General features: G+C 62.6%; 14 protein-coding genes. 6 read left to right on the top strand and 8 right to left on the bottom strand.

Annotated features, from left to right (window positions below; translation table 11 throughout):
* Window positions 1-311 precede the first annotated feature (311 nt).
* Entirely contained in the window at window positions 312-2477 is a 2166-nt protein-coding gene (locus OU26_RS07580) for an ABC-F family ATP-binding cassette domain-containing protein (protein ID WP_026646981.1), read from the top strand.
* 121 nt (window positions 2478-2598) lie between these two features.
* Here OU26_RS07580 and ilvN read toward each other — a convergent pair whose 3' ends face one another.
* The 7 genes from ilvN to coaD all read right to left on the bottom strand — a co-directional run bounded on the left by ilvN (window position 2599) and on the right by coaD (window position 8782).
* The gene (ilvN, locus tag OU26_RS07575; protein WP_026646980.1) at window positions 2599-3153 is read right to left on the bottom strand and encodes an acetolactate synthase small subunit; all 555 of its coding nucleotides are present in this window, start codon (window positions 3151-3153) and stop codon (window positions 2599-2601) included.
* A 30-nt stretch (window positions 3154-3183) separates the two neighbouring features.
* Window positions 3184-5046 carry an acetolactate synthase large subunit gene (locus OU26_RS07570; RefSeq protein WP_152571349.1) on the bottom strand — a complete coding sequence of 621 codons (1863 nt, stop codon included), beginning with the start codon at window positions 5044-5046 and terminating at the stop codon, window positions 3184-3186.
* A 238-nt stretch (window positions 5047-5284) separates the two neighbouring features.
* Window positions 5285-6070, bottom strand: a complete 786-nt coding sequence (gene rnc / locus OU26_RS07565; RefSeq protein ID WP_051592990.1) for a ribonuclease III — start codon at window positions 6068-6070, stop codon at window positions 5285-5287.
* A gap of 395 nt (window positions 6071-6465) precedes the next feature.
* Window positions 6466-6660 (bottom strand): 50S ribosomal protein L32, encoded by a 195-nt coding sequence (rpmF, locus tag OU26_RS07560; protein WP_026646978.1) that lies wholly within the window; start codon window positions 6658-6660, stop codon window positions 6466-6468.
* A 127-nt stretch (window positions 6661-6787) separates the two neighbouring features.
* Window positions 6788-7402, bottom strand: a complete 615-nt coding sequence (locus tag OU26_RS07555) for a YceD family protein (RefSeq protein ID WP_026646977.1) — start codon at window positions 7400-7402, stop codon at window positions 6788-6790.
* Between the two features lie 48 nt (window positions 7403-7450).
* Entirely contained in the window at window positions 7451-8287 is an 837-nt protein-coding gene (locus OU26_RS07550; protein ID WP_026646976.1) for a cell division protein, read from the bottom strand.
* Window positions 8288-8782, bottom strand: a complete 495-nt coding sequence (coaD, locus tag OU26_RS07545; protein WP_026646975.1) for a pantetheine-phosphate adenylyltransferase — start codon at window positions 8780-8782, stop codon at window positions 8288-8290. It lies immediately after the preceding gene.
* A gap of 144 nt (window positions 8783-8926) precedes the next feature.
* Between coaD and OU26_RS07540 the strand changes: the two genes are divergently transcribed.
* A complete protein-coding gene (locus tag OU26_RS07540; protein ID WP_026646974.1) occupies window positions 8927-9244 on the top strand; it encodes a DUF3039 domain-containing protein in 318 nt (105 codons plus the stop codon).
* 127 nt (window positions 9245-9371) lie between these two features.
* Here the strand turns inward: OU26_RS07540 and OU26_RS07535 are convergent, their stop codons facing one another.
* The gene (locus OU26_RS07535; protein WP_272944586.1) at window positions 9372-10700 is read right to left on the bottom strand and encodes a nicotinate phosphoribosyltransferase; all 1329 of its coding nucleotides are present in this window, start codon (window positions 10698-10700) and stop codon (window positions 9372-9374) included.
* A 197-nt stretch (window positions 10701-10897) separates the two neighbouring features.
* Between OU26_RS07535 and rph the strand changes: the two genes are divergently transcribed.
* The 4 genes from rph to OU26_RS07515 all read left to right on the top strand — a co-directional run.
* A complete protein-coding gene (rph, locus tag OU26_RS07530) occupies window positions 10898-11662 on the top strand; it encodes a ribonuclease PH (protein ID WP_026647271.1) in 765 nt (254 codons plus the stop codon).
* Window positions 11663-11773: 111 nt separating this feature from the next.
* A complete protein-coding gene (locus tag OU26_RS07525) occupies window positions 11774-12448 on the top strand; it encodes a non-canonical purine NTP pyrophosphatase (RefSeq protein WP_033499032.1) in 675 nt (224 codons plus the stop codon).
* Between the two features lie 152 nt (window positions 12449-12600).
* On the top strand, window positions 12601-13875 hold the full coding sequence (locus OU26_RS07520) for an aminoacyltransferase (protein WP_033499031.1): 1275 nt from the start codon (window positions 12601-12603) through the stop codon (window positions 13873-13875).
* 131 nt (window positions 13876-14006) lie between these two features.
* The coding region (locus OU26_RS07515) for an aminoacyltransferase (RefSeq protein WP_241435492.1) at window positions 14007-15278 on the top strand (1272 nt) is incomplete at its 3' end.

Here is a 15278-nt window from a genome sequence, read left to right as displayed (position 1 = left end):
TTTCGGCGTCTGAGTGGTTCCGTAGGTGGTTGCGACAAGTAATCGGGTTATGGAAAGGCCTGATTTCAGGCTTTTCCTAGCGTGGTATCTAAGCGCAACCATCTACGGAAGCGGAAAACCGCCTACGGAATTCACTCTGGCATCTCGTATATCTTATTTTGGGGGCAAACGCTCGGGCGTGTGGCGAGCAGGACGCCATGCACCGTATCCGGTTCCGGAGTCATGGGTATGGCCGGGCGCGTGGTAACCGGGCGGACTCAAAGAGCCGGCACCGGCGGCGGTGTTCCGCCGACGCGCTACATTGGTGCTTTATGCCGACTTATGATTTGGGACTTGAACACGTATCGCTCGCTTTCGCCACCAAGAACATCTTCACCGATGTGACGCAGGGCGTCTTCGAGGGCGACCGCATCGGCATCGTCGGCAAGAACGGCGATGGCAAATCCACGCTGTTGCACCTATTCAAAGGTACGCAGGAACCGGATTCCGGGCGCGTAACCATGCGCAACGGACTGACGTTCGGCATGCTTGACCAGCGTGACCCGCTTGATGACAATGCCACCGTGCGCGAGGCCGCGCTCGAAGAGCGCGAGGACTACGAGTGGGCGGCCGAGACCAGATCGCGCGAAATCGTGGAGGCGCTGCTCGGCGGCATCAGTCTGGACGCGAAGATCGGTTCCCTGTCCGGCGGACAGCGCCGCCGCGCCGACTTGGCACGCCTGCTGCTCAAGGATTGGGACATTCTCGCGCTCGACGAGCCCACCAACCACTTGGACGTGGTGACGATCCACTGGCTCGCCGAACATTTGAAGAACCGTTGGCCGTCCGGTCAGGGCGCGCTGCTGCTCGTCACCCACGACCGCTGGTTCCTCGATGAGGTCTGCGAGTCGATGTGGGAGGTTCACGACGGTGTGATCGATCCGTTCGAGGGTGGTTACTCCGCCTACATGTTGCAGCGCGTGGAACGCGACCGTCAGGCCGATGTGCGCGAAACCAAGCGCCGCAACCTGGCTCGCAAGGAGCTCGCATGGCTCACCCGCGGCGCCCGCGCGCGTTCCACCAAGCAGAAGTTCCACGTCAAGGCGGCGCGTGAGCTCATCGCCGACGTGCCACCGGTGCGCAACACCTTGGAACTGAAACAAATGGCCACCTCACGCTTGGGCAAGCAGGTGGTCGATCTGATCGATGTGACGCAGATCTTCGAACACGCGCAGGGCGAGGCCGATATCGATCCGGATGTGGCGGAGATGGAGGCTTCGGCCTCGCGTGTGGACGTGGTGCCGGCCATGTATGCCGAGCCGCAGGCGCACGGTTCCATCGAGGTGGCCGTCGACGATCTGACCGATCCGCGACTGGTGGACGCCGGCGTGCCCGAGGCGCGGCAGGCGGCGCAGGCCGCCCGGCAGGCCGAGGAGGAGTCGCACGAGTCGGGTGACGACGCCGACGCATCCACGCCGGAGGTTACGTCCGCGGCGCAGAAGGTCACCGTCACCGGTCGCAAGATCCTCGACGACGTGACCTGGCTGATCGGCCCGGGCGACCGCTTCGGCATCGTCGGCGCGAACGGTGCCGGCAAATCGACGCTGCTGAAGATCCTCGACGGTACGATCACTCCGACCGCAGGTCATGTGAACATTGGCAAGACCGTGAAGTTCGCGGTGCTTTCGCAGCGTCTCGACGAGCTGGAGAAGCTGGGCAAGTACAAGATCAAGGAAGTGCTGAGCCGCTACAAGCCGAGTTATATCGTGGACGGCAAGGAGACCACGCCGGGGCAGATGATGGAGCGTCTCGGCTTCGAATCCGCGCAGCTCATGACGCCGATCAAGGACCTCTCGGGCGGGCAGAAGCGCCGCATGCAGCTGCTGCTCATCCTGCTTGACGAACCGAACGTGCTCATCATGGACGAGCCGGGCAACGACCTTGACACCGACATGCTTGCCGTGATGGAGGACCTGCTCGACACCTGGCCGGGCACGCTGATCGTCGTCTCCCACGACCGCTACCTGCTCGAACGCGTCACCGACCAGCAGTTCGCGCTGATTGGCGGCAAGATCCGCCATCTGCCCGGCGGCGTGCAAGATTACCTCGACATGACCGAGGCCATCAAGAACGGCAAGGACCCGTTCGCGGATGAGAAGACCGGAAAGGCCGGCAAGGCTAGCAAGGGCGGTAATGCCGCCGCGTCCGCGAGCGTTGTCGGTGATTCCTCATCCGTGTCTGCCGATGGCGACTCGACTACTTCCGCGCCGAAGCTTACCGGCAAGGCGTTCCACGAGGCATCCAAGCGCGTCGCTGCGATTGAACGCAAGCTGGCCAAGCTGGAGGAACAGAAGGCCGATCTGGAAGCGCAGATGGCCGCGCACGACCCAAGCGATTACGAGGGTCTGGGCAAGCTCAATGAGCAGCTGCAGGCCGTCACGGACGAGTCCGAATCCCTTGAAATGGAGTGGATGGAGCTCTCCGAACAGCTTGAGTAGTTCCATTCGAACAAACCGACGCTGAGCCGCCCCTCACCGTCGGTTTCGTGGAACAGAGTATGCCAAACCGACGCTGGCGATTCGCTCAGCGTCGGTTTTGTGGAATACGGGGGTGGGTGGTTCAGCGGCCGGTGATTTCGGAGCCGAGCACCTTCTCGCTCAGAGCCTTCGGGCCGCGGGTCACGGCGACCGCGCCGGAGCGGACCAGCTCGATGATGCCGTAATGCTCCAGCAGACCGAGCAGCGCGTCAATCTTGCCCTCGGCGCCGGTGGCCTCGATGGTCAGCGATTCCGGATTCACGTCCACCACGCGCACGCGGAACAGACGCACGATCTCGAGCACGTCGGAACGGACGGACTCGTCGGCGGACACCTTGATGAGCACCAGCTCGCGCTCCACAGTGGTCTCCGGATCGAGGTCCACGATCTTCAGCACGTGCAGCAGCTTGTTGAGCTGCTTGATAATCTGCTCGAGCGGCACCTCCTCCACTTCGGCGGTGACGGTGACGCGGGAGATGTCCGGACGCTCGGTGGGGGAGACGGACAGCGAATCGATGTTGAACGCACGACGGGCGAACAGGCCGGAGATGCGCGCCAGCACGCCCGGACGGTTCTCGACGAGCACGGATAGCGTATGACGCTTGGAACCCGGCTGGGATGCAGGATAATTTGCCATGATCGAAATTTCCTTCCTTACGCTACTCGTTCAGTCGTTCTCGCCGGCGCGCTGCAAAGGCTTCACGCCCGGCTTGTACGTGACGTTGTCGTTGGAATCGCCGGCTGCGACCATCGGCCACACCATGGCGTCCTTCCACACGCGGAAATCGATCAGCACCGGACGGTCGTTGATTTCGTTGGCCTTCTTGATGCATTCGATGGCCTCGTCCTTGGTGAACGCGCGCATGCCGACGCAGCCGTACGCTTCGGCGAGCTTCACGAAGTCCGGCACGTCCACGATGTCCGGCGTGTTCTCGCCGTCCAGCAGGTTCGTCGCGGAATAGTGGTGATCGTAGAACAGGGTCTGCCACTGACGGACCATGCCGTACACGGAGTTGTTGAGCAGTGCGATCTTCACCGGAGTGTGGTCGAGGAACGCGGCCGCCAGCTCTTCGGAGGTCATCTGGAAGGAGCCGTCGCCGTCGATGAGCCACACCGGCTTCTTGTTGTCGAATTCGCGGGCGGAGCCGACGCGGGCGCCGATGGCCGCCGGCAGGCCGAAGCCCATCGTGCCCAGGCCGCCGGAGGACAGCCAGGAGTGGGGCTTGTTGAATTCGATGATCTGGGTGGCCCACATCTGATGCTGGCCCACGCCGGAAACCCAGATGGTGTCCGGATCGGCCATGTCGGACAGCTGCTTGACGACCCACTGCGGGGCGAGGCTGCCGTCGGTCGGTTCGTCCCATGTAATCGGATAATCCTCGACCCACTTGTTGATGACGTCCCACCAGTGGCTGGTGTCGGGCTTGCCGTGCACGGCCTGCTCGCGCTTGATCTCCGGGATGAGGTCCTTGAGCACAGTGGCCACATCGCCGACGATCGGCACGTCCGGCTGACGGTTCTTGCCGATTTCCGCCGGATCGATGTCGATATGGATCACACGCGCACCCGGCGCGAACGCGTCGAGCTTGCCAGTGACGCGGTCGTCGAAACGTGCGCCGATCGCGACCAGCAGGTCGCAGCGCTGCACGGCGCCGGTCGCCGCGATCGTGCCATGCATGCCGAGCATGCCGAGCACCTTCGGATCGGAATCCGGCACGATGCCGCGCGCCGGCAGGGTGGTGACGATCGGAGCGCCGGTCACATCGGCCAGCTCCTTGACGAGCTCGCCCGCGTCGGAGCGCACCGCGCCGCCGCCGACGTACAGCACCGGACGATACGACTGCTCGAACAGCTTCGCCGCGTCGGACAGCACACGACCGTGCGCCTTGGTAGTCGGATTGTATCCCGGCAGGATCATGCGCTGCGGCCAGGAATAGTACATCTCGCCGGTCTGCGCGGTCTTGGTGACGTCCACCACCACCGGTCCCGGACGGCCGGAGCGTGCGATGTAGTGCGCCTCGGTCAGCACGCGCGGAATGTCCTGCGCGCGGGTGACGAGGTACGAATGCTTGACCACCGGATAGGTGGCGCCGACGATATCGGCTTCCTGGAAGGCGTCCGTGCCGATGGCGTTCACGCCGACCTGACCGGTGATGACGACCATCGGAATGGAATCCATGTTCGCATCGGCGATCGGGGTGATCATGTTGGTGGCGCCCGGACCGGAGGTGACGATGCACACGCCGACCTGTCCGGTGGACAGCGCATAGCCTTCGGCCGCATGGCCCGCGGCCTGCTCGTGACGCATCAGCACGAAACGGAACTTCGTATCGTCCTTGATGGAATCGTAGACGGGCAGAATCGCGCCGCCCGGAACGCCGAAGACGTCCTTGACGCCCAGATCCTCCAGCGAACGGACCAGCGCTTCGGCGCCAGTCATCTTCTCGCCGTCGACGATGGTCTGCTTTTCAGTGGTGGCGGATGCCTTTGGCATGCCGCTGAATGCCTGCAGAGGCGTAGGTAACACCATGTTCCCTCTCATGCTCGTTCGTGGAAAATACCTCAATAGGGGTTTGGCCGGCGCATAGTTCATACGCCATCCAGAACCCCGAACGGAACGCTGCACAATCGCTTGTGGCGTATCGCGCATCGCGTTCCCCGCTAGTAATCAGTTTATGTTAGCGGCTGACAGAACGGCTTGCCGGAAAGTCCCACATTCTGGCGCATCCCGCACGGTGGTCGCAAGACCCCTTGTAGGGCGATCGTCTTCACTGGTTGTTTTGCGATGGGTCGGCCGCCGATTCCTTTGCCTTGCGATGCGATTTGTGGTGCGATTTATGCGATTTGCCGCGCGCTCCGCCCTCCGCGCCGTCTTTGCGGCCGTCGAGCGCCTTCCATCCCGCTTCCGCGGCCGCCAGCTGCGCCTTGCGTTTGCTGCTGCCGGTGCCGATGCCGATGACCTCGTCGCCGAGCATGGCGCGCGCCGTGAATTCCAGCGCGTATTCCGGTCCCGCCACCGAAGTGCGGTAGTGCGGTTCCGGCAGTCCCATGTCGTGCGCCTTGACGGTCAGCGACGTCTTCCAATCGAGCGCCGGGCCTTCGGTGGCGACCTCCGCCAGCGTATCGTCGACGAGATGGTGCACCACGCGGCGTGCTTCGTCGATGCCGTGCTGGATGAACGTGGCGCCGATCAGCGATTCGACGATGTCGCACAGAATCGAGCTTTTGTCGGCTCCGCCCTGCTCCGCCTCGCCGTGCCCAAGCAAGATGTACGGTCCGACATGCAGCTTTTCGCGGGCGATTTTGCTCAGCGATTCCTCGGAAACGGCCTTCGCGCGCATTTTGGCCAGCTGGCCTTCGTTCATGTCGGGATGCACCTTGTACAGCGTTTCCGTGGAGACCAGTTCGAGCACCGCGTCGCCGAGGAATTCGAGACGTTCGTAGTTCTTGGCGCCCTCATGCTCGTGCGAGAAGGAGCGGTGGGTGAGCGCCTCGACGAGCAGCTCCGGTTCGAGCGTGGTGCCGAGCGCCTCGAGCAGCACATTGGCGGTCATCTCGCCTTCAGGGGTGATGGAGGTGCCGATGCGGCCTTTGTTCGCATCGGCCTGGCTGGTCTGTCCGGCTGAGCTGTCCTGCCCGGTCGGTTGGGCCTGACTGCTGTCCTGATTGTTGTTCTTGGCCATGGAGAATCCTTACCACTTATGCGTTATGCCACGCGTTATGCCATGCATCATGCGGCGGGCTGTCCTGCCGCATCGTCCTCGACCGTGGCCGTTGCGCACATGGCAAGACGCCAGCGGAATCTGGCGGTATTGCTACGCAAGCAACGCGCGTCGGTCGCGTATGCGATCGTACGTTCCAATCGCATATCACTTGCAATAATAGAAGAAACCCTGCCACCCGTCGATGGCAGGGTTTCCATGCTTCTATACCGTTATCCGGCAACCACTCACTTGGTGTGGATGGAGCGGATGGCCTCACGGTACACGCGGCCGCGGAAGGAACCGCAGCTCGGGCATGCCATGTGCGGCAGCGTCGGAGCGCCGCAGTTCGGGCAGGTAACGGTCTGGGCGGCCTTGGCCTTCCAGTTTGCGCGGCGGGAATGGGTATTCGCGCGCGAAGTCTTGTACTTAGGCAGTGCCATTGTGTTTCCTCTATTTCGTTCGAACGATTGAGCTTAAGCGTTCAGTATCTTAACGTGGGCTCCGTACAAACCTCCGCTCGGACGATGGGAGGTCGCGTCCGGCCCGCCGTCTTCCGCCGATTTCCGTCTATTCCTTGCCTTCCAGCTTGGCTTTCAGCCCCTCCAGCGCGGCGAAACGGATGTCGGTCACGTCGTGATGGTGGTCGGGATGCTCGTTGAGATCCTCGCCGCACTGCGAGCACAGACCCTTGCAATCCGGCTTGCACAGCGGCTGCAGCGGCAGCTCCTCGACCAGCGTGTCGCGCAGCATCGCCTCGAGATCGGCCCAGGCGCCGCCGTCGAGCAGCGGATAGGTGTCCTCCGCCTCGTCTTCGCCGGCGATGATGTCCACTTCCTCATCCTTGCCGTTCTTCCCGGCCTTGCCGCCCTTGTTCGCCGCGGACTTGTCCTCGTATGGGAAGAAGGAGGTGACGTTTACCGTCCAATCGCGCTGAATCGGCTTCAGGCAGCGCGTGCATTCGGCGTGCACGGGAGCGCTGATGCGCGCGTTGAGGATCAGGCCGTCGACGATCGAATCGAACGAGCCGACCACGGATACGTCCGCGCCCTCGTCCACGCCGATGATCTCGTCGCCGATACCGCTCGGAGCGGGGAATACGGAGTCGATCTCCTTGCTTTGCCCGGGTCGCGAGGCCACTTGCGCCACGGAAACGGCCCATGGGGAATCTTCAGTACGTGCCATAGTTCGGTCTTTCGTTCCTTCCTGGTTGCACGGTTGGGTGCGTTTCGTTCAGTCCTTCGGATAATCGTCCGCGCCGAGATGCTCCAGATGCGTGCCGGCCTCGCGCTGGCGATCGTACAGCACGTTCAGTCCGGCCTGCACGCCGTTGCCGATCTTGTCGACCTGCTGCTGCAGCGATTCCATCATGGTGATGCAGTACTTGTCGGCGTTCTGTGTGAGCTTATCGGCCTTCGACTGCGCCTGGTCGAGGATGGCGCGCGCCTTCTGCCGGGCGATTTCCGTCACGTTCTCCTGTCCGGCGAGGAACTGCGCCTGCTCGTTGGCCTCGCGCACGGTGTCGGCCGCGCGCGATTGCGCGGATGCCACGATCGCGTTCGCCTGTGTCTGCGCGCTCTCCAAACGGCGTTCCGATTCGCGCATCAGCGCGGAGGCGCGTTCCAGCTGCACCGGCAGCATCTTCTTGAGCTGGTCGAGCTTGCCGATGAACGATTCGCGGTCCACGCGCACCGAGCTGGGCGAAAAAAGGATCGGCTTGGCTTCATCCAGCTCGTTCTCCATGCTGTCGATGATGTCGTAGACGGTGGTGAATTCGTCGCGGCTGCGGTCGTCGGTGTCGCTGAGCGGCGCGTCCGGGTCGAACGTGGTGCGCAGGTCGGGCAGATCCGACATGGAGATCGATGGTTTCGTCGGCTTGTCGGAAGCGTTGGAATCATTGGAATCGCCTGCTGAAGCCATATGGGTCGATGCTGTGCCGGCCATGGCTACGGAAGCGGCATCGCTGTCGTGCGCTGTTGCGGAGTAATCGGCCGCGGCGGTGATCGGCTGCTGCGACGTGACGTCATCGGCGTCTGCAATCGGCTTGGAATCGTTGGTCTCTTCAGTCATCTATGCCTTCTTTTCGTTCTTGAGCGCCTCGGCGAGCAGCGGGATCACGCAATCGGGCACCATGCCCTTCACGTCACCCCCGTGCCGTGCCACGTCCTTGACGATGGAACTGGAGATATGCTCCAGATCCGGGGCCGCGGGCAGGAACAGCGTTTCCACGCCGGCGAGCTTGCGATTGACCAGTGCCATGCCCAGCTCGGCCTCGTAATCGCCGTTCTGCCGAAGGCCCTTGACGATGACCGTCGCGCCCACCTTCGTGCAGTAATCGGTGATCAAACCTGTGGTTGAAGCCACCCTCACATTGACGCAATCGCGCTTTTCGAGCGCCTGCCGAATGATGTCGACGCGGGTTTCCTCGGAGAACATCGGCGTCTTCGCCGCGTTCACGGCCACCACCACATGCACTTCGTCGAAAAAGCGCGCGCAACGTTCGATCACGTCCAGGTGGCCGGCGGTCACTGGGTCGTAGGACCCGGGGCAAACTGCAATTGTCATAGCCTCAAGCGTACCGCGATTGGTTGAGAAGTCGGAGACGCCGGCCGTGCATGTTGCCGACCCGTTGCAATGCGGCTCGGCTATGATGGGAGGCGGTTATGGCCGCGATGGCGGCAGATATGAGGATGTATGAGGAGTAACGCTATGGCATTTGCGATTTTTGATGGCTTGTTCGGCTCCGACGATCCGGTTTCGCCGTTGTCCAATCCGGACGCGGGCACCGGCACCGCCGTTCTGGAACGTCCCGAAGAGGAGACGAAGCTTGACGATGGCGGCAACGGCGACGCGGACCGTTTCGCCCATTACGTGTCGCGCGACCGTATCGAGGAATCCCGTCGCACCGGCCGTCCGGTCGTGGCGCTGTGCGGCAAGGTGTGGGTGCCGAAGCATGATCCCACCCAGTATCCGGTGTGCCCGGATTGCAAGCGCATCTACGACGAGATGATGAACGCGTCCTTCTGAGGCGATGAGAGACGGCTATTGACGGCTATCGTTCATATCCATCGTCCTCATCGGCACGAAACGGTTTACTTGATTCCGTTTTGCGCCGATGAGGACGATATGATTTCCGGCGATTTCGGCGCGGACGTCACAGCACGGTGACTTCGGTCGGGATGACCGGATCGCCCTTCATCAGGCTTTGCGCGCCGATCGGCAGTTCGGCAAGCGCCTTCGCGCGGTAATCGTGCGCGTTGACGATCGCGTCGTGGCCTTGGTATTCGCTGTGGTTCTCGCCGTCGGTCACGTAGTCGACCAGCAGGTCCTTCCAACCGTCCTCCGGCTGGTATGCGGCCATCTTGTCCTCGGAACCGGAGATGACGTGTTCGCAGTCGGCCAGTGAATATTCGTAGGATCGGAAGGCGAGCTTGCGTCCCGGAACGGTGGCCTTGTCCTTCGACTTCTTGGCGACCGGCTGCATTTCGCCGGCGGAGTTCTCGCGTTCGGTGAGCTTGTACACCATCGCGCAGGTCGGTGCGCCAGAGCCGGTGACGAGCATGGTGCCCACGCCGTAGGAGTCGACCGGAGCGGTCTGCAGGGCGGCCAGCGCGTATTCGTCGAGGTCGTTGGTGACGGTGATCTTCGTGTTGGTGGCACCGAGTGCGTCCAGCTGGTTGCGCACGCGCTGCGCGAGGGAGGCGAGGTCGCCGGAATCGATGCGCACGCCGCCCAGTTCGGGGCCGGCCACTTCGACGGCCGTCTTCACGGCTTCCTCGATGTTGTAGGTGTCGACCAGCAGTGTGGTGTTCTTGCCGAGCGCCGCGATCTGCGATTCGAACGCGCTTTTCTCATCATCGTGCACCAGCGTGAAGCAGTGCGCGGCGGTGCCGATGGCCTTCAGACCGTACATCTGCGCGGCCAGCAGATTGGCGGTGCCTTTGAATCCGCCCACCACGGCGGCGCGTGCTGCGGCCACGGCGGCCCATTCGTTGGTGCGTCGGCCGCCCATATCCATGCACGGACGGTCCTTCGCGGCGCTGACCATGCGGGATGCGGCGGAGGCGACGGCGGAATCGTAGTTCAGGATGCTCAGCAGCAGCGTCTCCAGCAGCGTGCATTCGCCGAACGTTCCCTCGACCTGCAGGATCGGCGAATTCGGGAAGAACATCTCACCTTCGCGATAGCCCTTGATGGAGCCGGAGAAGTGGAAGTTCTCAAGCCATTTGATGGTTTCCGGACTGACCACCTTGCGGTCGGAGAGGAATTTCAGGTCGTTGTCGTCGAGATGGAACTTCTCGAGCGCGTCGAGGATGCGCCCCTGCCCGGCGGCCACGCCGTAGTGGCGGCCCAGCGGCAGGTGCCGGGTGAAGATCTCGAATACGCACTTGCGATTGGCGGTGCCGTCCTTCAGGCATGCGTCAAGCATGGTGTATTCGTACATATCGGTCATGAGTGCAGGTGAGTAATCCAGCATTTCCAAAGCCTTTCTTGACTTTTGACGAGGCCGTCCGCAGGCGTGTGGCCAGCGGTGCCGGGCGCCGGTTCGCGTTCCATCATACGTGCAGGCGGCGCCGGGGGCACGGCGTGCGTGGCTGGTGATAGTCTCGATTGCTGGTAAGACGAGTGATCGATTGAGAAACATCGGAAGCGATCGGAAAGCGAAGTACGGTAGGAAAAATGGTAGCGATCAAGGATATGTTGGGCGATCAGACGGTGGTGCGTGCGGACGGACGCAAGGTGAACGAGTTGCGTCCGGTGCGCATCACCCGGCATTTCACGGACGTTCCGGAAGGCTCCGTGCTCATCGAATGCGGCAACACGCGCGTGATGTGCACGGCCACCTTCACCACGGGCGTGCCGCGTTGGCGCAAGGATTCCGGTCTGGGCTGGGTTACCGCGGAATACGCGATGCTGCCGCGCGCCACCGCCGACCGCACGGACCGCGAGTCGGTGCGTGGCAAGATCGGAGGCCGCACGCATGAGATCAGCCGTTTGATCGGCCGCTGCCTGCGTGGCGTCGTCGATATGAAGGCGCTCGGCGAGAACCAGGTGCAGATCGACTGCGATGTGCTGCAGGCCGACGGCGGCACCCGCACCGCGTCGATTACCGGCGCGTACGTGGCGCTTGTCGACGCGATGCATTGGGCCGAGCGGAACAAGCGCATCAAGTCCGCCGACCGCGTGCTCAAGGACTGGGTCTCCGCCGTCTCCGTCGGCGTGATCGACGGCAAGCCGATGCTGGATCTGCCGTACATCGAAGACAGCCAGGCCATGACCGACATGAACGTGGCCATGACCGGTTCCGGCGATTTCATCGAAATCCAAGGCACCGCCGAACACCGTCCGTTCAACCGCGCCGAGCTCAACACCCTGCTCGACCTGGCCGAAAAGGGCAACAGGGAGCTGCAGGCCGCCCAGCGCGCCGCGCTCGCGCTCGACTGAGCCGGCTGCCGAAACGGCGGAATCGAAAGCGGAAAAGAAAACGTACGGAACGTGCAGAATGTACGGAACCTACGGATCGTACGAAGGAAACGACGGAAGGAATCGCAAGGCATGAAGATCATCGTCGCTACGCATAACGAAGGCAAGCTGGTGGAGATCCGCCGCATTCTCGAGGAGCGGCTCGGAGCGGATGCCGCCGACGTCCAGCTGGTTTCCGCGGGTTCGCTCGGCCTACCCGACCCGGTGGAGGACGGCGTGACCTTCCAGGAGAACGCGCTGATCAAGGCGCGTGACGTGGCCGAACGCACCGGCTGCCCCGCGATTGCGGACGATTCCGGCCTGATCGTGGATGTGATGGGCAATGCGCCGGGCATCCTGTCCGCGCGTTGGGCCGGCGAGCATGGCAACGACCAAGCCAATAACGCGCTGCTGCTCAAGCAGATGGCCGACATTCCGGACGCCAAGCGCACCGCGCGGTTCCGCTGCGCCGCCGCTCTGGTCGTGCCGGGCGAGCGCAAGGCGGAGGGCGGCGACAAGCCGTTCGGTATTGCCAGCGAAACCGTGCAGGTCGGCGAGATGCCGGGCGTGCTGCTGCGCGCCCCGCGTGGCGCCAACGGCTTCGGCTACGATCCGCTGTTCGTGCCGGACAACCAGCCGCAACGTGCGATCGATGCCGGCGTGAAGCTCACGTCCGCCGAGATGGAGCCCGCCGAGAAGAACGCGATCTCCCACCGCGGCAAAGCGCTACGCGCGCTGGTAGGCGCGATCGAATCGCTGGTCAAATAGTCTTACTTGCAACGGCATATGGCGATGCGGAGGACGTGACATGGACTCCGCATGCTGTTCCGGTACGCGGCGGACACGATTCGCGCGATTCGTATAATCCGCGGAATCGGCAATGATCGGCAGAAATCGGCAATGACATGGATGGAGAATTGATGGGTACGCGTTCGTTCACTCTGGAAACCCTCACGGAAGAGGAATTCGACGATTTCTCCGGCAAACATCCGGACGGCAACTTCCAGCAGGCCTCGGCGGCCGGCCGGTTGCGCGCCGAACAGGGCGTGCAGGTCGAGTACCTTGGCGTGCGCGAGAACGGCGGGCTGGTCGCCGCCGCGCTGCTGGAGACACATCGCAGCAAGGTGTCCACGTTCTGCACGGTTCATGACGGGCCGTTGTGCGATTTCGACGATGCCGAGCTGACCGCGTTTTTCATCGGACAGCTGAAGCAACGTGCCAAGAGGAACAAGGCGGCGCAGCTTGAGATCACACCGGAAAAGCCGTACCGTCTGCGCGACAGCGAAGGCAAGCCGATTCCCGACGAACAGGGAGGGGTGCCCGACGACGCCATCGTGAAGAACCTCACCGCGTGCGGTTTTGAGCACGGCGGGTTCACCATCGGATACACCGCGGTTCCGCGCTGGCGCTACGTCAAGGATCTGGACGGCATCGCCGACGAGCGCGCGCTGCTCAAGTCGTATGACAAGCGCACGCAGTGGAGCGTGAAGCGCGCCGCGTCCATGGGCGTGCATGTGCGCGAGCTGGACGACAGCGAGCTGAAGGTCTTCGCCGACATCGAACAGGCCACGGCCGAACGGCGCAGTTTCGAATATCGCGGCGAGGAATACTTCCACCGCTTCAAGAAGGCATATGGCAGCAGCGCCCATTTCATGGTGGCGGAAATCCATATCGCCGAATACAAGGCGGACATGGAGGCGAAGGTCGACGCGCTGAAAGCGAAGGTCGACACATTGAAGACGAAGATTGCCGAACGCGAGACCACCAGGCTGACCAGGCAGCTGGGCGAGGAAAGCCGCAACCTCGCCGCCGCCGAGAAGCGTCTTGCCGAAGCTGGGGCTCTGGCCCGCAAGGGCGACGTCCTGCCCGCCGCAGCCTCGTTGTTCGTGGAACATCCCCGTGAAACCATCTACCTGTTCTCTGGCAGCGTCGAGGAATACAAGCCGTTCTACGCATCCGCACTGATCCAGCATTACGCGATGCTGCACCTGTGCTTGGAGCGTGGCGTGAACCGCTACAACTTCTATGGCATCGACGGTGTTTTCGACGATCCCGATGACGAGGGACGTGGCGTGCTGGAGTTCAAGCAGGGCTTCAATGGGTATGTGGAGGAGCTGCCGGGCGAGTTCGTGCTGCCCGTGCGCCCGGTGGTCTACCGCGTCAAGACGGCCCTGCGCCATCTGCTCAGCCGCTGACGGATGGTTGCGCCACTATGTGAAACAAATCTGGAACATAGCTAAAACATGGCTTTCGTTCAGTGTTTTTCCTGGGTGGATGTTTATACTCACGTCTTTAGTTACGCATGTAGACGAAGCAGAGGTATGACATGCAGCACGAGGAAAAGATGAGCGCCGGATGGTCCGTCCGCGAATTGACGGGGAAGCAGTTTGACGAATTGTCCGCGAACAGCGCGCTTGGCGGATTCCAGCAGACTTCGGCGATGGCCCGTTTGGCCGCTTCCGATGGTGCGGACACGCAGTTTCTGGGATTGACCGATGAACATGGGACGCCGGTGGCCGGCGCGATGGTGGCATATACGAAAGGCCGGTTCGGCCTCGAAGGCTCGATCTGGCTTGGCCCGCTATGCGATTCGGCCAACAAGGAACAGTTGACCGCGTTGACGGTCGCCTTGCGGGCCGCGGCGCATAAGCGCGGTGCGATCAGTGTTACATGCTGGCCCGCGCAGGTCTATCGTCTGCATGATTCCAATGGCGAGCCGACGGAGAATCCGGATAATGCCTTGATTGACGCGTACGTTTCTCTGGGGTGGCGCCATGCAGGATTTACGCGCGGATACGCGTCGATTGTGAATCGGTGGAACTACGTCAAGGATCTGGACGGCATCGCCGACGAGCGCGCGCTGCTCAAGTCGTATGACAAGCGCACGCAGTGGAGCGTGAAGCGCGCCGCGTCCATGGGCGTGCATGTGCGCGAGCTGGACGACAGCGAGCTGAAGGTCTTCGCCGACATCGAACAGGCCACGGCCGAACGGCGCAGTTTCGAATATCGCGGCGAGGAATACTTCCACCGCTTCAAGAAGGCATATGGCAGCAGCGCCCATTTCATGGTGGCGGAAATCCATATCGCCGAATACAAGGCGGACATGGAGGCGAAGGTCGACGCGCTGAAAGCGAAGGTCGACACATTGAAGACGAAGATTGCCGAACGCGAGACCACCAGGCTGACCAGGCAGCTGGGCGAGGAAAGCCGCAACCTCGCCGCCGCCGAGAAGCGTCTTGCCGAAGCTGGGGCTCTGGCCCGCAAGGGCGACGTCCTGCCCGCCGCAGCCTCGTTGTTCGTGGAACATCCCCGTGAAACCATCTACCTGTTCTCTGGCAGCGTCGAGGAATACAAGCCGTTCTACGCATCCGCACTGATCCAGCATTACGCGATGCTGCACCTGTGCTTGGAGCGTGGCGTGAACCGCTACAACTTCTATGGCATCGACGGTGTTTTCGACGATCCCGATGACGAGGGACGTGGCGTGCTGGAGTTCAAGCAGGGCTTCAATGGGTATGTGGAGGAGCTGCCGGGCGAGTTCGTGCTGCCCGTGCGCCCGGTGGTCTACCGCGTCAAGACGGCCCTGCGCCATCTGCTC

The organism is Bifidobacterium ruminantium DSM 6489 (genome assembly GCF_000770925.1).
Lineage (GTDB): Bacteria > Actinomycetota > Actinomycetes > Actinomycetales > Bifidobacteriaceae > Bifidobacterium > Bifidobacterium ruminantium.
This window is presented reverse-complemented; position numbering and strand designations above follow the sequence as displayed.